Genomic DNA, 24,098 nt, shown 5'->3' on the forward strand with positions numbered 1-24,098 from the left:
TCAAAGCGCTATAACGCCGCATTAAGTGGTGAACAACGCGACCACCCAAGCCTAAACCTTGCCACATTTAGCACTAAAGCTGACCTGAAATGAAATTGCCAAGCGTTGAGAATCCGTCTTAAATGCTTTGTTAAGCTTATTTTATTGCGTCAAGGTGCCTCTTTAGAACGTTCTCGACCTTTACTTTCCCTGATATTGAGTTTTCATAGAAAATACAGCGGAAACCTGAAACATCAAATGGTAGTTTTTCTCTAGTTCTATCACACAACAGAATCGTAGGTTTATCTAACGCATGTGCATAGCCAACTTCATAATATACATTCGGGTTATCAGGTGTTATATCCGCTAGAATCAACGAGCTTTCACGTATTGCTGTAGTTATATCTTGTATAAGCTGAGTGTTGGTATACATATTATCTGCTCGAACAACTTCATAACCATACGCCTCGCAAATAGGCTTAATCACCTCCGTATACAATGAATTAAATTCATCTGTAAACTGCATGACTATAAATGCCTTTGGCTGCTCAGATTTGACTTTAAAATCACGAACACTAGCATCGCCGATACCACGATAAAGAAGTTCCATCTGAGAATTATTGATACTAGCTGACGCTGAACAAACCTTCACATCGTTAATATATAAAGATATATTCGAACCACTACATTTAATGTTTACTTGTAACCATTCGTCGGTGGTAATTTCGACACCAACTCCATTTTTGCTTAAGTGCTCATATTTTCCATTTACTAGTTTAGCTATACCATATGCAGCTATCGAAGAATTGATTCCTACGTTTAGCGGTTCATTGCTATCGACTCCAAGCAATAACTGGATCTTATCTTTAGGACTAGAAATCTTAGTTTTGAACTCAATTTCACCCTCTTGAAAACTTAGGTTAGTTCTTAACTTCTGTCCTTTTTGCTTATCGAAATCTACCACTTCATCATTTTCATCTAGTTGAGGTGCGAAGTTGATTTCATCTTTCTTTACTGAAGGGTTTCCCCAAATTGGTAACCAACTAACTTTCATTTATACTCCAAATTTTTCAATAAGCTTAACAACTTATTAGACCGATACAATCCGCCTATCTCTGCAGCTTGTATCCACCTAACATGTTTCCGCTCTGTTCTTAAACTATTTTAAATTCATGCGATTATGCCACGAAATTGATTTCATAGGGTTGTGAAGTCTGGAAAATGTCGAGCTAAAACGCGATTGTACAAAAAAGTATCAGCTTGGTTATATGTACAGTAAGAAATGAGAGTGTATCACAGCCGTGAGATATACACCGACTAAGGCATAAAAAAGCTGCCTGCCTTGGTGAAGACAGACAGAAATGTAGTGCTCGGTTAAGGGTCTCTGCTTTTCTCGATAGAGCAGCTACCCATTTGGAAATCCAAGTTCCTTTTAGTCTAAAGTTCTTAATATTTACCTGAAAGCAGTGAACCAAAATCAGGTACGTGGGTGTCAATGCCTAGCTCTTTCATCATTTTGTATGCCGTAGCAACGGATGATGAAATAACAGGGATACCAATGCGATCTTCAATAGGCTGTATCGAAGGCAAGGAAGGCATCTGTACACATGCAGATGCCACCAGCACGTCCACCCCTGAAGTTTGCAGCTTCTTGGTTATCTCAATAGGGGCTCTCGGATTTTGTGTACCTACCTCTAAGTTATTTGATATCTCCAATGAAAGGCTATCAACCACTTCAATCCCCTCATTTTCAATGTAATCAATCACAAGCGCGGTGAGCGGCTTCATGTATGGTGCCAACAGCGATATTCTTTTAGCTCCTAACGCATGAAGCCCTTCAACCAATGCGCCAGCACTCGTCACTACAGGGCAGTTAGCCCCATTTTGTGTCGCCACATCACCCAAGCGTTTTTCCGATTCGCGGTGGTACCCCCGCCCCATGCTCATTATCGCAACCAAGCAGGCATACCCCATCACATCCACGTGCGCATCGGATAATTCCAAGGCGCACCGCAAGCTGTCGCTGTCCATTTTTTCCAGTTCAGATTTTGTCACGCTCTTCATTCGCATTCGCGAAGAATGAAACGTAAATCGTTCAGGGTGAACACTTTCTCGCGCTCGAAAAATCGCTGGTACTTCCGTTTCCATTGTAATGTTGGAAGACGGAACAATTTGACCAATACGAAAACGTCGTGGTGCCGTCATAAATCGCGCTCCTTTGCTGCATAGGCTTTATCTATGTTTGTCTCTGCGAAATTATCCGAGGTGATGTTTTCCGAGACTTGTGCATCACCATCATGAAAATGAGCGGACTGAATCGGATTGCGATTCACATGAAGTTGGAACACATCGAATCGATTGTAGTGCCCCGTTATGTCATGCATTTGCCTCGGTTGAATACACTTGTTTAGGTCAATCTCCGCATAAACAATACCTTCTTCATCAATGAGAGGTTCACCCATTACGCGTCCGTCGGGACCAATAAACCCAGTGAACGCACTGCTTTTTCGCTTCAAGAGCGCTTCAGATTCTGGGTGCGACTCTTTAAATGTGTCGATGATTTCCTGCGAAATGGTCGAGCAAGACACCGCCGTAAACACCTTACCTTCAAACGAGTGCGCAGAAGATCGGAGCTTTATGGCTTCTGCCATGTTGTAATCTGGCGGCGCAACAGGCAATGAAATGTAGTTTGCGACATGCATCAGTTCCCCCTGAGCAAGCAAAGAGAAGCGAGCCAGAGTATTGGTATTCTCGCCACAAGCTAACGCCCCAAGCGGACCAACCGACGTTTTATGTACTTTCAGTTGCGAACCGTCACCCGGCGTCCAAGTGAGCTTTTCTGCCCACGTTGGCATGAGCTTTCTGTGCTTCCCTATTATTTCGCCCTCGTCGCTGATGATCACAATCGTGTTGTAAAGTGTCCCAACGCCCACCGAACTTCGCTCGTTCACACCAATCACTACATTCGCCTTAAAGCGAGCGGCTTGCTGAGCAATTTTCTCGATTTCCGGACCAGGGATCTCAATTGCACACTTACACAGCTTTTCAAACCACGAGCTACCTTCTGGCGGCGTCATGATCCAGTTCCAATAGGGGTAACCGGGAATGAAAACCTCAGGAAACGCAATCAAGGTAGCGCCTTCTAACGCCGCCTCTTCAATAAGATCGCATGCCTTATCTACGGTCGCATCTGTATCGAGGAAAACAGGTGCAGCTTGAATGGCAGCGGCTTTAAACACATTCAGTTCTAATGCTGGCATAACGCCCCCTTACTTTGCCGCGACAACCGAATGCCTAAGGCTTCCGATGTGCTCAAGCTCGGCCTCAATCACATCACCGGGCCAGACCCACTCTTGAGGTTCGCGCCCAGCCCCCACACCCTCTGGCGTTCCCGTTGCAATAATGTCGCCGGGTTCGAGCGTGATCCCTTTGCTGATGTCGTTGATGAGTTCGTTCACTTTAAAAAGCATATGACGAGTATTAGAATCTTGTTTCGTCTCACCATTCACCTTTAAACTCAAATTCAAATCCTGCGGATCAGAGATTTCATCTGCCGTCACAATGCACGGACCAAAGGGCGCGAACGTGTCTTGCCCTTTTGAATAAATCCATTGACCCGCACGGCGGCAATCTCTGGCACTCATATCGATAAGCAAGCTGTAACCAAACACATAATCCAGCGCGGACTCTTTCGACACCCCTTTGGCTTTGGTGCCCATAACAACCGCCAGTTCGACTTCCCAATCCAATTGTTGGGTGATCTCAGCATTGTGCTCAATCACATCATTCGGTCCTATCACCGTCGTGGGCGGTTTTGAGAAAATCACTGGTTGTGTTGGCAAAGCTTTGTCGGTATCCAAAGTGCGGCTCGATTCGGCAACATGCTCAACGTAGTTCAAACCGATTCCAAAAATGTTCTTCTTAGGTCGAGGGATCGGAGCCAGTAATAACGCATTGGCAAGCGGAGTGCAGCTGTCCGCAGGCCAATTTTTATCGTGGCTTTCGAGCAATTCAGTAGCAACACGAACAGCATTCGGTCCTAACTCGATAAAAGACTGCATGCAACTGGGCAAATCAATATTGTTGTGGCTTGCGAGTTTGGATAGATCAATCACTTGATTATCGACCAATGCCCCCAAACGCGATTCCGATTGAATGTGTGGGCGAAAAGTAACGAGACGCATAATAAATTCCTTTTTTTCGTGTGAATATTTGACTGAATAGCCTTTTTGTTTGGGCTGATTAAATTAGCTGTTCGATACGGGTTGATGCCCATCGTTTTCTGCGAGTGCTTCCTCTCGATACAAACCCAAAGCTTCAATGGTGGGCAAATCGCTGAAGCAAAACAGGCATGTATCTTCCGTATCAGAGGCGTTCACATGTTCATGAAATGCCCACGAAGGCACACAGAAGATGTCTCTTTCCTTCCAATCAAAACGTTTGCCGTTAATGATGGAATGCCCCTTCCCTTTTGCAACATGGTAGATAAAGCTGCCTGTGTGGCGGTGCGCTTTTCCCTTAAACCCGGGTCGTAGCATTTGCATACTCGCACCCATGGTTTTCATCACGTGTCCCCCTGTAACGGGGTTGGTGTAATGCATTAAAATATCGTCGTAGGGGTTACCATCGGACACCGCCGCCATCTTCGTTAGCGCGTCGTAGGTGGGTTCCCATTGGTATTTAAATAATGGGGAATAGGGCTTATCCCAACTCACGTTTTGAGGGCGCAGTGCTCGCCCTGCCCAAAGTCCAATGGAGTTATCAACGGGCTGTGTGATCGCCTGATTTAAGTCTGGATGAACCTCATAAAAGCCCGCTTCGAACGCGTTAACCAAAGGAATGTCGAGCCCATCTTGCCAAATACACGGCGTGCCACCTTCTTCAACTCCATGTTCGTGCCACGTACCATTGGGAGTTAATACAAAGTCGTTAGCGCCGAGAGGCATTTTTTGCCCGTCGACAATGGTATAAGCACCACTGCCTTCCATAATAAACCTGAGAGCCGAAGAAGAATGCGCATGAGCACTGGCTGCCTCTCCAGGGAACATCACTTGCAACCCTGAATACAACCATCCCACCGCAGCGGCAACGTCTTGGCGACCAGGGTTATTTAAATAAACAACGCGTCTCCCTGCTTGCTCAGGCGTCACCAATTCTGCCGACTTAAGCACTTTGCTGCGAAGATCTTCATAACGCCACAAAACAGGTTCAGACTCTGATTTAGGCTCCCAAGGTTCTATTTTGTTCGCCACCGTCCAAAGTGCGCCCGTATTAAGCGCTTTAAGATCTTTATAGTAAGAAACCAACTCCGGGGTATCGGCGACATTAGCTCGACCGATCACATCTTCAATATAATCATCGTAATTTTCGGTAGACATAGTGTATCTCCTTTAATTGGATAATGTTTACGTTCTCGTATTGGGTAGTTCTGGCTCGAGTACTCTTCGATCTTTCGGCAGAGCCGCTAGATAAGGGCGAGGCAGTGGCAAAGGCCAATCCATGCGGTTACATTCATCTATCAACCAATTGGGGCTGAGCATGAAAGGACGAGCTAACGCACACAAATCGGCCCGACCCGCTGCGATAATGCTGTTGACTTGGTCAGCGTCTGTAATGTTGCCGACCGCGATGGTGGGTATGTCGCCTTCGTTGCGGATACGATCCGACATTGGGGTTTGATACATGCGCCCGTACACGGGTTTCTGTTCTGGTGTCACTTCACCCGTAGATACCACGATCATGTCGGCACCGGCTTGTTTAAAGAGACGGGATATTTCTATCGCTTCATCAACTGTCGTGCCGCTTTCCACCCAATCGGTAGCCGAGATGCGAACGGCAATCGGTTTATCCTTGGGCCACGCTTCACGGACGGCAGCAAACACTTCAATAGGGAAGCGGACTCGGTTCGCCAATGACCCTCCGTATCGATCCTCACGCTGATTGGTTATCGGCGAAATAAAGCTCGACAGCAGATACCCTTGGCTTGCTTGAAGCTCTAACCAATCAAACCCAGCTTCATCGGCTCTTTTGGTGGCGTCCACAAAGTCTTGAATCATGTTAACCATGTCTTCGCCTGTCATTTCTCTCGGCACGGGGCTAACGTCGGGTAGGTAAGGGATAGGGGAAGCAGATACCGTCATCCAGTTGCCTTCCTTTAGAGGGTGACCCGGCTTTTCCCAACCTAACTGACTAGAACCACGACGCCCTGCGTGCCCTAATTGAATCCCAATGTGTGCCGAGCTGTTTTCATGCACATAGGCGGTAATGTCTGCCCACTTACGCTGCTGTTCTTCATTCCAAATTCCAGTACAGCCCTCGGTAACACGTCCACTTTTCGACACCGATACCATCTCGGTCATAACAAGCCCTGCACCACCTAGGGCACGAGCCCCCAGATGCACCGTATGCATGTCTGATGGCTTACCATTGTTGGCGCTGTATAAAAGCGTTGGTGACACAACCACTCTGTTCGCTAATGTAACGCCTCGCACTTTATAGGGAGAAAGCAACGGCACGGCGCTTCCAGTGCTAGACACCTCACATTGAGCCTGTTTCAACCACTTTTCGTAGCGGTTAATCCATGCAGGATCGCGTAAGCGGAGATTTTCATGAGAGATCCTCTGTGAACGCGTCAGCAAAGAATACGCAAACTGCTGTGGCTCCATGTCTTCATAACGTTCTACGTTTTCAAACCACTCCGTAGAATTCCTAGCTGCGTTTTGGATCTTCATGACTTCTACATTTCGGATTTTTTTGTAGTATTCCAAGCCCGATTTAATGTTCGATTGAGACTGCCTTAAACATTGCGTCAGCTCTATGGCATCCTCCAAAGCTAACTTGGTGCCAGAACCAATCGAGAAATGCGCGGTGTGAGCGGCATCGCCCATAAGAACCAGTGGTACGGCTTTCTGGGAATTTTCATCTGGTTTAATCCAATGCACCCAGTTCTCACAAATCACCCGAGGGAATTGGATCCAAATGGCAGAACCGCGCAAATGGGAGGCATTGGATATCAATTTGTGACCATCCAACCAAGGGGAAAACAACTGTTCACAAAATTCGATGCCTTCTTCTTGGCTCATCTTATCGATGCCTGCTTTATGAAACGTTTCGTCGGTGGTTTCGACAATGAACGTCGACCGTCCTTCTTCAAATTGATAGGCATGAACTTGAAACCAGCCATATTTGGTGGGCATAAACAAAAAGGTAAACGCATCGAAGATTTTTTCGGTTCCTAGCCATACAAAGCGGCACTTTCTCACGTCGATGTCTGGCTTAAACTCCGATTCATATTTCGTTCTGATGGCGCTATTAATGCCATCGGAAGCGATAACCAGATCGGCATCGTATTCACGAGCAATGTCTTTTTCATTCTCAACATTGGTTTCAAAAACAAGCTCTACCCCCACTTCTTCACAACGGGCTTGCAGAATGTTGAGCAATCTCTTTCGGCCTATGCCAATAAACCCATGCCCTGAACTGCGAATGGCTTCGCCTTTAAAATGGATATCAATGTCACCCCATTTACTGAATTCAGATTCAATGGTTTTTGCAGAAACCAAATCGGCTTTTTGTAAGTTCTCTAGCGTCGCATCGGAAAACACTACACCCCAGCCAAAGGTGTCGTAGGGTCGGTTCCGCTCTATCACCACAATCCGATTTTCGGGGTTTTCCAGTTTCATTAATAAGCCGAAATACAGCCCAGCTGGTCCTCCGCCAATGCAAACAATATTCATAGGGTACTCCTTTGTTTTTTCGTCCCTTCTTGGGAAGAAGAGAGTTCGTTAGTCGTAGAAAGCCCTTGTGGAGTAAGCTCTTGAGGAGTAAGCGCTTGAGGAGAAGACGGCTCACTAGTAGAGGCATTTAGAAAGTATTGGATAGCGATATTCAGTTCTTCAGGAATAGGAATCGAGCAGTGCGTTTCTAAAGAAGTGGTCACTAAGGTTTGTTGAACCTTCATTCTCGGATCGCCGTTCTGCCCGATACAGCGGTATTCAAGGGTGAACGATTTCGTTCCGAGGCGTACCACTTCGAGCTCTAGGTAAACGTCGTCTCCCATCTGGCTCACTGCGGTAAAATCGGCCTCTAAATGAACAATGGGCATGCCGAATTTGGCACGCCCAATGTAGCCAGCAAAACCGCCTTCCAATATGGAATCGACCCACGCTTCTAAAAGGTCATTGAACATGACGAAGTACTGCGGATAGAACACGATACCTGCCGGATCGCAGTCCGAAAATCGTATTTTATAAGGTAAAGAAAACGAACGTTTCATTATTCCTCCTAATTAATCTAATGAGTATTGGGCTTTAAGAGCGTTCAATTTGGCGCCATGTTCGTCGGCCAATGCCGCTTCCCTGAGCTCTCTCAAGAGGTCTGGTGTTATTTGTTTTGGGTGTCGCTGGGCAACAGACATGACTTGTCGATAGTTATTCATCCCGCGTTTGTGTGTTTCTCCGTAGCCTTTCACCAATCGCTGACACAGCGCGATTTCTTTGGCTATTGCAGGGTTGGTTAGCGCGGTGTGTTTGATTCGTTCAATCCAGTCCAAAATGGCGGCTTTTTCGTTTTTGTAACGCAGAGTGATTCGGCGGCATTTCTTCCAGTTCGCCAATGAAAACAGTAATAAGAAACCCGATAGCGAGCTGGTTCTCACTACCCTTCCCTCTTGGGTTAGCTTGTTGACTAAGCCTGATAGCACTTTCGAACGCTTTAACCAACGCCCTAAGGAGGCGGGCAGCGAATCGCAAATCTCATCCAAACCGGGGTGCATGAACTCTTCAATTTGCAGCAGCTGAGTTTGGGCTGCCCCCACTTCTTCTCTTACCCGTTGAAAACGCGATGCACGCACTTTTAAATCTGCCACTCTCATTACGTCTTCATAGCTAAGCCAAAGCGCCAAATGTCTCGCCACAACCTCTAAAAGCTGTGGTTGCTCAGTCAGTGACATTTCATTTAACAAGTCGACGTATTCTTGCGCGTAGTTCAGATCTTGATAATCCAGTAAACGTTCAATGCCATTACTGACCGTCGCTTGGCACTCTTTTGGGAAAGGGCGGCTTAAAGGGTGAAGCGAAAAGCGTTGGAACGCCAAATCGGGTTTGGGCTGATCTGTCGACCCATTCGATGTTAAAAGGCAAGCGGCATTAAACGCGTTCAAACTTTCTTTTACGCCAATGCCGCCTTTTTTGATGGTTTGTTCAAACGCTTCTCTGGAAAAAGGCAACACACCCGACTCGCTCAACGCCCCAAACAGTACAGAGCTGATCACGCTTTTGTTTTCTGCCGCGACTTTCGCCATATCGAACTTGATCAAGCGCTTGGAAGACTTTTCTGCGTGCGCAATCAGAGAATGGCTGTCGACACGCCCGTCGCCCATATCGGAACGTTCTTGATAGGAATAAACGCGGTGTGTCGAAGAGATCAGCAACGTTTGCGACGCTGTCACCAAGCCGCGCTGGATAGCACGCCCAGCTTCCATTAATTCGGATGTGAGCACGATATCGACATCTTCGGGAATGGGCATTAAAGCCAGCACAGGTACAGCGTTATGCTTTTCCGCGATGTCTCGGGAAAAGAGCTCGACATAATAGATGGTTGAACCGGTTCTTTGGGCAACCCCAGGCACGGATGTCGTTTGGGCATAAAACCCATTCGCTTCGGCTAAATGAACGATCCAATCGGCTAATACGCCTCCCCCTTCGCCCCCCATGGCAAGAATGGCAATTTTTATGGGTTTGTTCAGATTCATACGTCCTCCTTACCCTTCTGCACGGCTAATTTGGCGCTCATAGATATCTTGAAGCCAGTGAATGATTTTGTTTTGAAAGCGCTGCCACAACGCCTCCAGTTTTTTAGGGTGCGTAATGATTCGTGCGCGATAAAATGACGGGCAAAGCACCGCAGTGTGAGAAACCTCGCCACATAAGCCACACCCAACGCAGCTATTGAGCACGGTGGCGACGGGATCTTGCCTTAGTGGATCTGGGTTTGTTTTTATGGAAAGCGATGGGCAGCCGGAAAGGCGAATGCACGAGTGATCACCAGTACAGGTATCCGAATCTATCCCAAAGCGTTCACGTGCATTTCTGACGCCGTTGGCGATGTCTTTTCGAACTTGTCGCTTCACCCTTCTCTGCTTATTGAGCATGCATTCACTTTGGGCAACGATGACTTTGGGACCCCCTTCTTTCGTTGTGAGCGCTTCGCGGAGCGTTTTCATCATGTTTTTCAGGTCATAAGTTCGCTCGACGGTTTTTATCCATTTCACGCCGACGCCTTTCGCTGCTTTCTCAATATCGTGCCCGGTACTGCGGCTGTCGTTTTTGGCGACCGACGACAAAATATCTTGCCCACCGGTTGCCGCCGTATATCGGTTGTCGACCACCAGCGTTACATGATCGCTTTTGTTAAACACCGCATTCGCAATGCCACTGGTTAATCCGTTGTGCCAAAAACCCCCATCGCCCATCACGGCAATGGCGCGCTTTTGCGATTCAGTGTGAAAAGCAGAGACCCCAGCACCGCCCAATCCATAGCCCATTGTGGTGTTACCAAGATTGAAAGGCGGCAAAATGGAAAATAAATGGCATCCAATGTCGGCGCTCACGTGATGAGTACCAATCTCTTTTTCCAGCATTTTTAATGCCGTAAATACTGGGCGTTCAGGGCAGCCCGTACAAAACCCCGGAGGGCGAGGGTTAATGAGCGAGTTAAGAGGCTCTGGCTCTACTTCCTTTACTGGGCTTGGCTCACTAATTTCAACAACCGAGATATTGGAGCCGATGTTATTGCAGTCTGTGTTATGTGAAATGTCATACTGCTCCAAAAACTGCGAAATGCCTTTGATCAGCGTTTTGGCGTTGTATTCGCCAGCTAGAGGCAGCACATCTTTACCGTGCAGCTCTGTGGCGATCTCTCTTTGCTTAAAGATGCTGGCGATATTCTGTTCAATAAAGTTGGGTTGCCCCTGTTCGATGACCAGAACCGCATCCTTACTTTTGCAGAAGGATTCGAGTTCGTCGTCTACCAGCGGGTACGTCACATTCAACACGTATAAGGGGGTGTCGGAATCGCCGTAAATATCGCTCATACCCAGTTTTTCGAGCGCGCGAATCACATTGTTGTAGCAGCCACCTTGAAGAATAATGCCGATGTTTTTCTCTTTGCCGGAAAAGAATTCGTTGAGATTGTTTTGCTGAATGTATTCCACAGCCGCGGGCCAACGCTTTGTGATCTTCTCTTCTTCGTGCAAAAAGCTCGCTGGAGGTAAAACAATTCTGTCGATGTCTCGATAGGGGTTCTCTATTGCGTCTTTAGGTGTGTATTTCGCACGGATATTATCGGACGTTTCAAACTGACCGTGTAAGTGACAAGAACGAATACCTATTTGCAACATAACGGGGGTATTACTGGCTTCTGAAAGCTCAAATCCGGTTTTAACGGCTTTTACAATTGCCGGAATATTGGGGCGCGGATCCAATAACCAGATTTGCGATTTCATGGCAAAGGCGTGGCTTCGCTCCTGCATGATAGAAGACCCTTCACCATAGTCTTCCCCTACAATGATCAACGCCCCTCCTTTGACTCCGCCTGATGCCAAGTTGGCTAATGCATCACTGGCGACGTTGGTTCCCACCGTCGACTTAAACGTGATAGCACCTCTCAATGGGTAGTTAACCGACGCCGATAACGTTGCCGCTGCTGTGGCTTCGCTTGCGCTGTTTTCAAAACGGACATCGTATTCCGACAGCACTTCTTGTGCATCGGCTAACACATCCAATAAATGCGATATGGGCGAGCCTTGATAACCCGCCACGTAATTCACACCCGATTCCAAAAGCGCTTTCGTCACGGCAAGTATCCCTTCGCCGCTAAACACTTCCCCTTCACCTAAACGAAGTTTGCCCATTTCGTTTACAAAAGATCGCTCAGCCATGTGTTCCTCTCACTTCCTTGTTTACTGCATATTTCTCAGCGTTTGCTGTGTCTTATTAGTACAAAGCACATGAGGGCCAACATCAATCGATAACAGGGGGTGAAAATCGCTTTCTCGCGAGTAGTGGATAGAGGGTGCAGAGACTGGATAACTTCTTCGTGTATATGGAGAAATCAAGTTTGGAAGCGCTGAGAATATCGTGCTGTAAACGAAGAAATCACGCTCTAACGAACCGATAGAAGCGTGACTTAAATGAGTGGGTATTTCTTGCTTTTCGAACTTAAAGACCAAACCTTCAAAACGAAGGAAAAAAGCGTTTCTTGAGCAGTTGCCGTGCCACCAAATAACCCGATGTTGCTCCTAAACCGGGACCGGGGTGAGTACTTGCGCCAATATGAAGCACGTTTTTCACCGGTGTTTGATGACATTTAGCCGAGCCAGTAGGGGCAAACGGTCGTAGCCAGAAAAACTGATCCGGGCTGCACACACCAGAATAGGGATCGCCCCCCACTAAGTTGCAGTTCAGCGATTCTAGATCGGCGGGGCTGTAGGATTTACGCCCCACAATCAATGACGATAATCCTGGCATCACGTTTTCTAATCGTTCTTGCACACGCTGCGCAACCGCCTCGCGGACTTCTTCTGTCCAATACCCATCTTCAGGTATTGGGATTTGATTTAGTGCATCCCCTTTCAACTTAGAAGGAAGTTCTTGCATCTGAACCCACAAGATCCAGCCTCCTTCCGGTGCTCGGCTTGGATCGACGGCTGTCGGCTGACCAATTCCCAATGTCGGTTTTGCTGGAATGATTCCATTGTTGGCTTGCGTGACCGACAAACACACTTGCTCCATACTTTCGGTTAAATGGACAAGCGGAACATTCACCAGTTCAGCTTCAGTCCAAGGTGGGGGGGCGCTGAGTGCAAAATGCACCTGCATGCCTCCCCGACCGAATTGATAGCCTTTTGCTCGCCTTCTTACTTCTAAAGAGGCCTGTTTTTTGTTTTTCAAAAAACGTCCATAAAGCTGGTCAGGAGCTACGTTGCACACTACATGCTCTTTCGCGGTATAGAGGGTTTGGTTTGCCACAACGCCCTTAGCTACCTCAGAGTCACTTTGAGTTGAGAAGAGACGTTTCTTCGATTGGGTGACGATTTCATCCACGTTTGCGTTGTGAATAATGGTTCCACCATACTCTTCGATAACCTGTGTCAGGGCACGTACGAGCTTATTGCTCCCCCCTTTCACCACTGGCATTCCACCTGCAACAACCGCTGCGAAGGTTAATTTTCCAATAAGCGCGGAGCTGGCTTCATCTGGTCCTAAGCCAGTATGAAGAACCCAAGGGGCAATAAGGGCTCGTGTCTTTTCATGTTGAAATGTTCTTAGTGACCAACGTCGGCAGCTTTCAAGAGAGTCAGACATAAAAGAAAGCAACCCGTTCGTTCCGCGCTTTCGCCATTCGCTAAAAACTAAACGGATGAGGTTTAAACTGAACGGCTGGTTATTGAGTAAACCAAAGGTGAGAGAGACATCTTTCCCGAACAGCGTTTCCGCGCTTGTCCCGAATGCACTGCCATCCCCCGGACAGCAAGCTTCTAACCTTTTCACCGTGTCTTCTATATCGCTTTTAAGCGCTAACCCAGTACCGTCTGGAAAAACAATACCGGTTGAGTACTCATTTTGAACAAACTCGACTCCTTTTCCATCGAGTACCTCTTTAAGCTCGCCGTATCCTGCCCCTCCAACAAATAAGGGATACCACATCGACATAATATCGTGATGAAAATCAGGAAAAAGCTCTTCAGTGCGAATACACCCGCCAGATACGGCATTGCGCTCTAAGATCAATACGGATTTGCCGTTCATCGCAAGGATCGCAGCGCACACCAAGGTGTTTATGCCGCTGCCAATAAAAATCACATCTGCATCAATACTGCTTTTTTTCATGCTACTGCCTCTTTGCCTAATCCTTTTTTCAATGAACAGCTATACTCGTTCGCCGAATCGTTAAACCTTACTTAACCGCCGACCAAGGCAAGAACACGGAGCGGGCTACCCGACCCACCTTCTATTTTCAGTGGTGCGGCGACAATCAAAGCACCAGTGGCAGGGAGCTGGTCCAAATTTTTGAGGCACTGCAACCCGTATTTGTTGGCGCCATGCATTAGGGTGTGGCAAGGCAGTGGCGTCGGCCACATAAAGGATTGTCCTGCGTCGGTATTAATGGTTTCGACACCGAACCCCAGCACGTTTCTCTCGTTGATCATCCACTCCACTGCGTCTTGAGTAGGACCAGGGGTGTGAGTGCCGTCTTCCTTCATGTTTAAGAAGGCAGCAGGGTCGTTTACTCGTTTCGACCAATCGGTTCGAAACAGAACCCACGCCCCCTCAGGGATGGTGCCGTGTTGGCTTTCCCACGATTCAAGAAAATCTACCGTAAGTAACCAATCAGGGTCGTCAGTAACCTCTTGACTGGCATCCACCACAATAGCAGGGGCAACAAAGTTATGGACGGGAATGGTATCGACCGAGTTTTTGGGATGATCTTTTCCGCTGATCCAGTGAACGGGAGCGTCAAAGTGTGTGCCCGTATGTTCCCCACAACGAAAGTTATTCCAATACCAGCCCGGACCATTTTCATCGTATTGGGAAATCGTTTCTTTTTTAAATCCCCAAACCTGACCAAATTCTTCCGGTAACTGAAGGGCTGGGAATTCTTCATTCAATGTTTGGGTAAGATCGATAACCTTAACTCCACCATTGCCCAAACTTTCTGATAGTGCATTTAGAATTGCGTCCGACATAGCTCTTTCCTTGTAATAGCAACCATGAGTTATGGTTATAGGAATTGAAAATGTCTTCTATCCGGATCAAGAAAACTGTATCCAATCGATGCACCAAACTGTTCAAACTGAATACAAAAGAAAGGGAGATAAAAATAATAGGATGAAGATAAGCAATATGAATAACTGCGCAGGCTCGCTTCTTGATGGGTATTAAATTGCGGATTTATATAGCATTTCAGAACATCTTTTTGAGTTGCTTGTCAATTGATTTAGATTTGCGCTATGCTACTTATTCTCTCCTTTCGCATCAATATCACATCAAGTTGCACAGAACTCGCATTAATAGAAATCACCAATTGATTTTATAGAAGAAACCTATTTCCAATCATAAATGTAAAGACCCTATACTGCTTGTTGGCAGAAAAGAGCTTTGAATCTTGTATATAAAGGAAGCAAATATGCAGGTCGTCAAAAGCTTACTTATCGTCTCAATTGGGGTTGCGTCTAGTGCACATAGTACAACAATGACACGTGACAACGGCGCCCCCGTTGGCGATAACCAAAACTCGATTACCGCGGGTCCTACAGGTAGTGTCTTACTTCAGGATGTGCATTTAATTCAAAAACTTCAACGGTTTGCTCGTGAGCGCATACCGGAAAGAGTCGTACACGCCCGAGGGACAGGTGTGCATGGTGAGTTCGTGTCTAGTGGGGACTATACCGATCTCACTTTGGCAGCGCCGTTCGCCCAAAAAGGGAAGAAAACGCCTGTTTTTGTGCGTTTTTCGACAGTTGTTCACTCAAAGGGTTCTCCAGAAACATTAAGAGATCCTCGTGGTTTCGCGACCAAATTCTATACGGATCAAGGTAACTGGGATCTGGTTGGGAATAACCTTCCTGTGTTCTTTATTCGTGATGCCATTAAATTCCCGGATATGGTGCACTCTTTGAAACCATCACCTGTATCTAATGTGCAGGATCCGAATCGTTTTTTTGACTTTTTCAGCCATGAGCCAGGGTCTACCCATATGCTGTCTTGGGTTTATTCCAATATGGGTGTACCAGCAAGCTATCGAAAAATGGACGGTTTTGGCGTTCACGCATTTAAGTGGATCAATGCCGAAGGCGATGTCAATTACGTAAAATTCCAGTGGAAAAGCCAGCAAGGCACACAGGGATTACGTCCGAAAGAAGTGGTTGAAATGCAAGGTAAAGATTTCAATCATTTAACCAATGATCTGTACAGTGAGATCAATAAGGGCAATTTCCCTAAATGGGATTTGTACGTGAAAGTTCTAACGCCAGAAGCTTTGATGAAGCTGGATTACAACGGTTTGGACGCCACCAAAATGTGGTTAGATGTCGCAGATAAAAAAGTCGGCACCATGACGCTAAACCGAGTACCCGATAACTTCTTCCAAGAGACAGAACAGTCGGCGTTTGCGCCTTCTAATCTCATTCCGGGGATAGAACCTTCAGAAGATCGCTTATTACAAGGTCGAGTTTTCTCGTATGCCGATACTCAACTTTATCGCCTTGGAGCAAACCATTCGCAATTTCATATAAACCGTGCCCGTGTGGATGTGCTTAACCACAATCAAGAAGGCGCATCAAACAACGGCAACACTAAGTCGGACATTAACTATCAGCCAAGTCGGCAGTTAGCGCTGGCAGAAGATACCCAGTTCCGAGCCGTACAAACGGAGTTACAAGGGACGGTGCAACAAAAGGCCATCAGCAACCCACGTAACTTCTTCCAAGCTGGTGTGTTTTACCGAAACCTAACACCTCAAGAGCAAGAAGATTTGGTGACGAATCTAGCCGGTGATCTTGGTAGGGTGAGCGATGAGAAAACCAAACACATCATGCTCAGCCACTTCTATCGAGCAGATGAAAACTTCGGCATGGCGATCACCAGTGCCGTTAATGGCGACATCAATAAAGTGAAAAAGATCGCGAGTATGTAGCTGATTTAAAAATGAAATAAGTTCATCTAAGCCCCGTGCGCCACTTCCCCTGCTCTTTTCTGCCAATTAGAGTGGTGGCGTACGGGCACCTTAAACTTGGCTTATTACAGAAAATTAAAAGTTACTAAGAACAGAAAGTCACTGAAAATAGATCGCTACTACGAATAAATCGCTACCGAGAACTAATCGCTACTGAGACAACTTGCTACTAAGACAAATTGCTATTGAGAATAGGAGGTTGCTATGAAATCCCTACTTATCCGAATCTTGCTTGTTAGTACTACCTGGCTGCCATCACTTAGCTTTGCAACTCAAGCATCCCAACCCGATTCGCTGGAGAGTCAGCAAAAGTCGTTAATTCAATATTTCTTTGCTGCGGCTCGAACGGGGGAAGAAGAGGTCGTGCGCACCTTTGTAAAATCGGGCTTCCCCATCAACCAAATTAACCCTCAAAGTTACACCGCACTTATGGTCGCTGCCTACCACGGGCAATCTGAAATCGTAAAAACATTGCTCCACTACGGCGCAGATACTTGCATCCAAGACAAGCGCGGTAATACCGCCATTATGGGGGCTTTGATTAAGGGAGAGTTTTCTATCGCCACAACCTTATATGGCTATGATTGCGACCCTACGTTAAGAAACAAAGCGGGCATGACGCTAGAAGAGTTTGCAGAATTTTGGGGCAAAAAAGACTTGTTGGTAAAGTAACCTCAGATGCTGCCCCTTAATTACCTAGAGTTAGAAGCAAATATACATTGCTGCTGATTGGCCAATTTCGCTTGATACATGGCGCTATCGGCAGCCTTTTTCACTTGCTCTAAATCTTGCCCATTTTCAGGAGCAATGGCGGCGCCAATACTGACGCCAACGGTATAATAATGACCATCGTACATGATGGGCTCCCCCATCAACGTTTGAATTTTGCTGGTTATCGTTTGTACATCCTCTTTTTCACGAACCTGCTCAAGCACCACAATAAATTCATCACCCCCCACTCGGCTAGCAAACCCTTCATGTTTCACTGCCGTTTTTAGCCGCTCCGCAGTTACTCTCAAGCAATGGTCTCCGGCATCATGGCCATAGGTATCATTCACTGCTTTAAACTTATTCAAATCCAAAAACAGGAGCCCAACGTGATATTGAGTATTTTGATTCCGCTTTAAAGCCTGATAAAAAAGGTCTCGCATTAATTTAAATGTGGGTAATTGAGTAAGATCATCGTGATTCGCTTGCCATTGAATGTAGTCTCTTTGAAGTTGCAACTCATGCATTAAACGTCGAGTTGCATCCCGATACTTATACAGCGAGTAACTCGTGATACTGAAAAACATCATCATGCAAATCACATATCCAGCCCAATGTGCAGGGCTGTGAATCAGGTCTGCGACCAATATTTTGGGCGTTAGAAAGTCCATTATAAATGCCGCCCCCACCATCACCGTAAAAATGGACACCACTGCAATATAACAGTTCGTCCACTTTTGGCTGAAACACATTGAGACAACAAAAATAGACAGGGGAAAGAGTAAGATACTGCCAGCCATTGGTCCTATCGATATAAACCCTAACGCAAAATTAATGAACAGGATCACCACAATATATATGGCTTTCTTATGCGTTCTGATTTTGTTGCGGCGAAACGTAATGAACAATAAGCAACAAACCAAAAAAAAGTTGATGGCTAAAGTCAGGTTGAGGCCGTAATTCCATGTGCGTATCGCAAGAGCAGATAACCCAATGATGCTGTAAACACTGCCCAATACAAGGATTAGGTTGATCAGCTTTCTTCTGACCGACGCTTCTAAATGAGCGACTTTGCTATTTTTGAGATACATCTTATTCCCCACCAGATAAGCACTTAATAGTCTTAAGCAAAGTGTGGGTTATTTGGAATGGAGAACAGATTCAAAATTGATATATTTTTCACAAATTCTCATTTATTAAGCAAATGAGAGACCTTGCATGAATTTTGAGTGGCGAGGAACTGAAACGAATTTGAATTGTTAAACCTCAATAATCTTTAGTAACAATATTGTTAATTTACCCTCTTGGTTTTGCAACCAAAATTTTACATATAAAGCTCAACTCTAAGATATCTCACAATCGATTTTTTATATTTGAATAGTCATCATAAAAGCTCTAAAACCCTATTGAGCATAAATATTTATAAATTTAGCATTTTAAATAATATATTTATTAAATAGTTCAACAAGGATCCATCCGTGCCGCTATCCAAACCACTTTTTACCATTTTGGTGATATCAACATCACTGCTTTCTGCGTTTAATTCCAGTGCTCAAACACCCCCTAAAGATCCAAGTTTATTTGAACAATACAGCTGGGGTGCAATGCCTCCGAAGTACCAATCTTATCTATCCGAACCGAATAACCAGCACATAACAAAAGCCGTAGTCACCGCTATTGGTGCAGAAGATTACCTCGCGAGAGAACCTGTACTAAAACGAATCCAACCTGTGGTAGATGATTGGATTCAAGGTAGAAGAATGTTTTTGACCACAAAGGTTGGTGATGCATTGGAGCTTCTAGAGTCTGGACAGGAAAGCCTTATAGACTTTCAACCAGAGCCCAATATTCAGCGATGCGCCATTATTTCTGGTGAAACCTGTTCTGAGAAAACGAAACACCTACCCTATCAGAAGCGGCATAAAGCAGAACTTGCCTGCAAAATTAACCATATTGAGAAAAACTGCCAAGATTGGCAGGAACACGCTACCCCTTTTTATAAAACCACTCAGATCATCGCTAGTCACATTGCCTTAGCACTCTGGATGGATGTAAATGACCGTGTTTCATGGAGTCTTACCAATAATACTTCTGAAGAGCTGCATTCGATGTGGAAAGAGAAAAACGTTCTGATGGCTTACACACCTTATGAAATGTTGAATACCAAGTCTCGTCGTTTTATCAACACATACCCTTCACTCGATTCGGTGACAATTGCTGATATCGCCGCTTTCTTCTCACCTAAGTTTACCTATATCTATAACTCCTCTCCATATGAGAATTACCAATGGCTGATGGAAAGTTTTGGAACAAAAATTTCACCTTCAAGTACTCAAGAAGACGTGCTAAGAGAACTGTTTACACTGACTCAGAAATTTGAACACGGCGCCAGCTCCGACATCTTCTACAAGAACAAAGCTGGACAATCCACTGCCATTGATGTGGAGAGCAGTATTGATGTACCTAGATACATGCCCGTTCCGTTTTCTTTCCTTCGATTGAGAACGCCGCACATGGCAATTAAGGGCTGTCACAGCGCAACTCGAATTGTTCACTCTTTAGCAAAAACGTTGAATATTCCATCATCCATTGTATTGGGTGACAACAAGTTACCAGCCGATGAATCGCCATTTTCTACGAATCACTCCATGCTGTATTTTCCAACAGTCGACCGTTGGCTTAGCCACGGTGATGATATCTATGGTGAAAGGGATCTTTTCCGATACATAGAAGATAAACTGGACATCACCATCCCAAAATCCCAATTTACTCAAATACCTGAACTTGCAGCCTGCCGCGGGCAAGAAAGCGTTGGGTTGTGTATTTCTTCCCGTTGGAAAATCAATAAAACACTCGAAGGTTATCTCGCTGACCCAGCCAATCACAAGACTTGTCTGGAAGCCATTCGCGGCATTCTTCCAGGTAATCACGACGCGCTTATTTTCAGTGACAGCGAGCGAAGCGCCATGCTCTCAAGGCTAGGTTTCTCGAACGATGCATCATTCGAACAGGCATGCAAAAAAAAGTGGAGCGATATCTTTGGTAGTTAATGTCTGTCGGTAATGAAAGGATGTTGGTAATTAGCTCTGTTGATCCAAATCTTAGCTTTTGATTCGGCACTGACCTATCACCTATTCCAACTTTGGACCTTGCGACGAAAACGTAAACCGCAAAAGGGCAACAGCGATACTGTTAAAATCGCCTAGCGTAACTACCAAGGAATAACCGAGCCATCGTAAGCCAGCAGTTGCCCACTTTGCGATGGTTCGGTACTTTCGATGACGGCAATCAGATCGCATGCAACTCGCTCTGGTGTAAACAACTTACCTTCGGGAACATTACGCTGAAAAGGCTCAGAGAGATGAGTATCGGTTGTACCCGGATGCAAAGCGAGTACGGTTGCTTTGGGAAGTGTGCGCCCCCACTCGATACTCAGTGTTTTAATGATCATGTTCAGCGCCGCTTTGGATGCTCGGTAGCTATACCAACCACCTAAACGGTTATCGCTGATACTGCCGACTTTGGCTGAAATCGCGGTAAACATAGGGTGGTGACTTTTTCTGAGTAAGGGAAAGGCGTACTTGGCTAGTAAGAGCGAAGGCAGGGCATTCGAATTCATCGCTTCTATAAAATACGTACTGTCTATTTGCTGAATATTCTTTTCAGGCGAATGGTCGTGTGAATGTAAAAAGCCAGCAGCGTTGATGACCCAATCTAGTGATTGAATTCGACCTAAGGCATTTTTTACGGAATCGTCGCTAGCAGCATCCATTTGTATCCAACGTAAATTCGGATCAGATAATTCTGGCAGGTTACGTCGATACGTCGCGAAAACACCATCTTCGGGGTATTCTTTTAGCAAGTGTTTCACCATTGCCAGACCAATACCTCCGTTTCCTGCCACCACCAATCTATTCAAGCTAGAGCTCCTCAATGCGTTGTAAATTCATATCCGCGGTCTTTAAGATCGCCTCTTGCACTTCTAAATCCATGTTGTCCCAGCTTCTGTAGATCATTCCGATACGTGGATTCTTACTAAGCAATTCTCGGTGTTGATTCATGAATCGCCAGTAAAAACCATTAAACGGACAGGCTGTATCACCGCTTCGCTGCTTAACGTCGTAGCGGCACCCTTTGCAGTAATCACTCATTTTATTGATGTAAGAGCCGCTGGCTGCATAAGGTTTGGTCGCAACAACGCCACCATCAGCAAACAGTGCCATCCCACGAGTGTTGGGCATTTCTACCCATTCAATCGCATCTACGTAGATACCCAAGTACCAAGCATCGACTTCATCAGGACGACACCCCGTTACCAGCGAGAAATTCCCTGTGATCATCAACCGTTGAATGTGATGGGCATAGGCGTAATCTAACGACTGACTAATGGCTTGTTTCATGCAGTGCATACGAGTTTCGCCCGTCCAAAAGTAACGGGGAAGTGGGCGCGTGGCATTCAAATGATTCTTCTGCGCGTATTCCGGCATGTTTGCCCAATAAACCCCGCGAATATATTCTCTCCAACCGATTATTTGACGTACGAACCCTTCGATTTGATCAAGTGAAACCAAGCTATTGGGTTGTTCATAACAAGTGAGTGCGGCATCTACGACTTCCATTGGCGACAATATTTTTGCATTGAGAGCGAAAGACAGGCGGCTATGGTAAAGGCTCCATTTGGCTTTATGTTGCTTGGTCATCGCATCTTGAAAAGTACCAAAAAGGGGTAAGCAAACCTGGCAAAAATGCGCCAACAAGTTCAATGCTTGAGAACGATTTACCGGCCAGAGCAGGGAGCCATCGATATGCCCGATGTTTTTTACATCGTGCCTTTCCAAACGCTGCAAGATCTCGCTAACGTCATTAGCGAACATGAGCGGCTCGGGCAACTGTTCAATGTCGGCGGGTTTGAGCTTCTTGCGATTATTGGCGTCGTAGTTCCACTTACCTCCAACAGGCTTATCGTTCGCATCCAGTAAAATGCCATATTGCTTGCGAATGCGCCGATAAAAGTGCTCCATTAAAACATGCTTCCCTTTAGGAAACTGGGCAGGGATAAACTCCTCATTCAGCATGAAATGCTCTGTGTCTGCATTTCGAACTTCCACACCCTCCACGCTTAAAGACTGTAATTGCTGGGCTAGCCGAAATTCGTCTGGGTTTTGGTATTCAAGGTATGTCGCCCCAGTTTGTCGACACAACTGGGTCAGAAGTTCAGAGAGGTCTTTGTAGGCTTGTGTGTCATCCAACGTCATATACTTAACTTGATGACCCGAATCTAACAACCAACAAGAGAAGGCTTCCATTGCAGAGAAGAAAGCGCATACCTTTTGTATGTGGTGTTGCGCGTAATCCGTTTCTTGTTTTAGCTCTGCTATCAGATAAAGCGTCGATTCATCCACTTGGCGAAACCAAGAATGCTGATAGTTCAGTTGATCGCCCAAGATTAAGCGGATTCTTTTTGTTTTCATAAAACCTCAAAAGTCGGTGTTTTGATTTCACCCTCCCTTCTTACGTCCTACGAATTCAACCGATCACCCATTTTTTCTATCTACTAATCAACCGCTTTTCTATTCTCACTTAAAGCTCTTTTCCACTCTCACTAAAAGCTCTTTACCACGCTCACTAAAAAGGCAGCCGAAGCTGCCCTATCTATGCGCTTATAAAAGCGAGGAATACACGATCACTTTCCGAGTAGTGCGTCCAAATTGACTTTGTTACCCAAAGGCTGAACCTGAATGTCAGCATAATCCATACGAATGGCTTCAAATTGCTTTGCCAATTCGCGTACATGGGCTTCATCTTTGGCAATAAAGGCCACATGGTAAATCGGTCTTGTTACGCCGTCACTTATCTTTTGAGTATTCAAGTAGGCAGATGTTAGAAAGCCCGCTTGATTTAAGCTAACCACACGCTGCAGATCAATACCCAGAACTCGGTCAATTTCTATTGGATCAACGCCTTCTTTCCATGTCATGGTAATACCATAGTTGTACACCAAGGGAGTTTTATCTAACCACTTTTGCCCCAGAGCCTGTATCCCTGCAATCTTGACGAGATCCTGCTTGTACAAAGGCAGCTCCTTAAGTGTATCTCTTACTTGCTGTTCATTGTCTCCACTGATCACAAAGCGAATCAAGCGAGTGGGCTTTCCGTCCAATTCGCTATCATAAATGTACATATCTTTGACATCGCCTTTTTCAATCAATTGCCCGAATGCTGCCTTCTGTTCGGGCATGGCTTCCAACACTTTGGAGTGGTCTTTCGTGTTCCATGCCAATTCAACACCAAAATCGACTGCATTGGCCGACATTGTGCACAACATAGCGCCTACCAGAAAAACAGCTTTAGTAAATTTATTCATGGTTTACCTCAATTTATAATGATTTTCGATAACTTCGCGGGGTACAGAGTTTGCGAAGAGACCGAGTGTTTGCCTTCCAGCAAATATACCCAAGTAACCGCAAGATATTAGATTCAGCGAGAATTAACTGGCTTTCAGACAAGGCAACGATATGAAGATTTAGTCGTTCTAAATCAAGAATCGGTAACGCAGTATGAAAGCCAGTTAAACTCGCCCTTGGGAGCCCATATTCTGCCCCATTTCATCGTTAAAGAACTTGGAAAGGACTCATCATTCCACTGCGTCCTTTTCCTTGAACTGAGCCAGAATATGC

At 45.8% G+C, this 24,098-nt stretch carries 18 protein-coding genes; 3 read left to right on the forward strand and 15 right to left on the reverse strand.

Going from position 1 to position 24,098, the window contains the following annotated elements; all coding sequences use genetic code 11:
* Nucleotides 1-136 precede the first annotated feature (136 nt).
* The 11 genes from VPNCDNU1_RS26845 to VPNCDNU1_RS26895 all read right to left on the reverse strand — a co-directional run bounded on the left by VPNCDNU1_RS26845 (nucleotide 137) and on the right by VPNCDNU1_RS26895 (nucleotide 14,725).
* A complete protein-coding gene (locus tag VPNCDNU1_RS26845) occupies nucleotides 137-1,033 on the reverse strand; it encodes a hypothetical protein (protein WP_104403223.1) in 897 nt (298 codons plus the stop codon).
* Between the two features lie 392 nt (nucleotides 1,034-1,425).
* Nucleotides 1,426-2,184 carry a maleate cis-trans isomerase family protein gene (locus VPNCDNU1_RS26850; protein ID WP_104403224.1) on the reverse strand — a complete coding sequence of 253 codons (759 nt, stop codon included), beginning with the start codon at nucleotides 2,182-2,184 and terminating at the stop codon, nucleotides 1,426-1,428.
* Nucleotides 2,181-3,239 carry a carbon-nitrogen hydrolase family protein gene (locus VPNCDNU1_RS26855; RefSeq protein WP_104403225.1) on the reverse strand — a complete coding sequence of 353 codons (1,059 nt, stop codon included), beginning with the start codon at nucleotides 3,237-3,239 and terminating at the stop codon, nucleotides 2,181-2,183. The genes VPNCDNU1_RS26850 and VPNCDNU1_RS26855 overlap by 4 nt, the downstream gene beginning before the upstream one ends.
* Before the next feature lie 9 nt (nucleotides 3,240-3,248).
* Entirely contained in the window at nucleotides 3,249-4,163 is a 915-nt protein-coding gene (locus VPNCDNU1_RS26860; protein WP_104403226.1) for a fumarylacetoacetate hydrolase family protein, read from the reverse strand.
* Nucleotides 4,164-4,226: 63 nt separating this feature from the next.
* The gene (locus tag VPNCDNU1_RS26865; RefSeq protein WP_104403227.1) at nucleotides 4,227-5,357 is read right to left on the reverse strand and encodes a cupin domain-containing protein; all 1,131 of its coding nucleotides are present in this window, start codon (nucleotides 5,355-5,357) and stop codon (nucleotides 4,227-4,229) included.
* Nucleotides 5,358-5,384: 27 nt separating this feature from the next.
* Complete coding sequence (locus VPNCDNU1_RS26870; protein WP_104403228.1) at nucleotides 5,385-7,715, reverse strand: bifunctional salicylyl-CoA 5-hydroxylase/oxidoreductase; 2,331 nt, start codon at nucleotides 7,713-7,715, stop codon at nucleotides 5,385-5,387.
* Nucleotides 7,712-8,254, reverse strand: a complete 543-nt coding sequence (locus VPNCDNU1_RS26875) for an acyl-CoA thioesterase (RefSeq protein WP_174715172.1) — start codon at nucleotides 8,252-8,254, stop codon at nucleotides 7,712-7,714. The genes VPNCDNU1_RS26870 and VPNCDNU1_RS26875 overlap by 4 nt, the downstream gene beginning before the upstream one ends.
* Before the next feature lie 12 nt (nucleotides 8,255-8,266).
* Nucleotides 8,267-9,730, reverse strand: coding sequence for an indolepyruvate oxidoreductase subunit beta family protein (locus tag VPNCDNU1_RS26880; protein ID WP_104403230.1), 1,464 nt, complete (start codon nucleotides 9,728-9,730; stop codon nucleotides 8,267-8,269).
* A 9-nt stretch (nucleotides 9,731-9,739) separates the two neighbouring features.
* Nucleotides 9,740-11,917 (reverse strand): thiamine pyrophosphate-dependent enzyme, encoded by a 2,178-nt coding sequence (locus VPNCDNU1_RS26885; RefSeq protein ID WP_104403231.1) that lies wholly within the window; start codon nucleotides 11,915-11,917, stop codon nucleotides 9,740-9,742.
* 295 nt (nucleotides 11,918-12,212) lie between these two features.
* Nucleotides 12,213-13,868 (reverse strand): phytoene desaturase family protein, encoded by a 1,656-nt coding sequence (locus tag VPNCDNU1_RS26890; RefSeq protein ID WP_104403232.1) that lies wholly within the window; start codon nucleotides 13,866-13,868, stop codon nucleotides 12,213-12,215.
* A 71-nt stretch (nucleotides 13,869-13,939) separates the two neighbouring features.
* Complete coding sequence (locus tag VPNCDNU1_RS26895) at nucleotides 13,940-14,725, reverse strand: cyclase family protein (protein ID WP_104403233.1); 786 nt, start codon at nucleotides 14,723-14,725, stop codon at nucleotides 13,940-13,942.
* A gap of 440 nt (nucleotides 14,726-15,165) precedes the next feature.
* Here VPNCDNU1_RS26895 and VPNCDNU1_RS26900 point away from each other — a divergent pair, with 440 nt between their 5' ends.
* Together VPNCDNU1_RS26900 and VPNCDNU1_RS26905 are read left to right on the forward strand one after the other, a co-directional pair.
* A complete protein-coding gene (locus tag VPNCDNU1_RS26900; protein WP_104403234.1) occupies nucleotides 15,166-16,674 on the forward strand; it encodes a catalase in 1,509 nt (502 codons plus the stop codon).
* Nucleotides 16,675-16,917: 243 nt separating this feature from the next.
* The gene (locus VPNCDNU1_RS26905; RefSeq protein WP_104403235.1) at nucleotides 16,918-17,385 is read left to right on the forward strand and encodes an ankyrin repeat domain-containing protein; all 468 of its coding nucleotides are present in this window, start codon (nucleotides 16,918-16,920) and stop codon (nucleotides 17,383-17,385) included.
* Between the two features lie 20 nt (nucleotides 17,386-17,405).
* Here the strand turns inward: VPNCDNU1_RS26905 and VPNCDNU1_RS26910 are convergent, their stop codons facing one another.
* Complete coding sequence (locus VPNCDNU1_RS26910) at nucleotides 17,406-18,512, reverse strand: GGDEF domain-containing protein (protein ID WP_104403236.1); 1,107 nt, start codon at nucleotides 18,510-18,512, stop codon at nucleotides 17,406-17,408.
* A gap of 387 nt (nucleotides 18,513-18,899) precedes the next feature.
* Between VPNCDNU1_RS26910 and VPNCDNU1_RS26915 the strand changes: the two genes are divergently transcribed.
* Complete coding sequence (locus tag VPNCDNU1_RS26915) at nucleotides 18,900-20,471, forward strand: hypothetical protein (protein ID WP_104403237.1); 1,572 nt, start codon at nucleotides 18,900-18,902, stop codon at nucleotides 20,469-20,471.
* 161 nt (nucleotides 20,472-20,632) lie between these two features.
* Here VPNCDNU1_RS26915 and VPNCDNU1_RS26920 read toward each other — a convergent pair whose 3' ends face one another.
* From VPNCDNU1_RS26920 to VPNCDNU1_RS26930, 3 genes are all read right to left on the reverse strand, one after another.
* Nucleotides 20,633-21,340 carry an SDR family oxidoreductase gene (locus VPNCDNU1_RS26920; RefSeq protein WP_104403238.1) on the reverse strand — a complete coding sequence of 236 codons (708 nt, stop codon included), beginning with the start codon at nucleotides 21,338-21,340 and terminating at the stop codon, nucleotides 20,633-20,635.
* Nucleotide 21,341: 1 nt separating this feature from the next.
* Nucleotides 21,342-22,892 (reverse strand): cryptochrome/photolyase family protein, encoded by a 1,551-nt coding sequence (locus tag VPNCDNU1_RS26925; protein ID WP_104403239.1) that lies wholly within the window; start codon nucleotides 22,890-22,892, stop codon nucleotides 21,342-21,344.
* A gap of 212 nt (nucleotides 22,893-23,104) precedes the next feature.
* Nucleotides 23,105-23,785: a hypothetical protein gene (locus tag VPNCDNU1_RS26930; protein WP_174715173.1), complete on the reverse strand. Its 681-nt coding sequence runs from the start codon at nucleotides 23,783-23,785 to the stop codon at nucleotides 23,105-23,107.
* Nucleotides 23,786-24,098 lie beyond the last annotated feature (313 nt).

The sequence above is a fragment of the Vibrio penaeicida genome, assembly GCF_002933855.1.
GTDB classification, from domain to species: domain Bacteria; phylum Pseudomonadota; class Gammaproteobacteria; order Enterobacterales; family Vibrionaceae; genus Vibrio; species Vibrio penaeicida_A.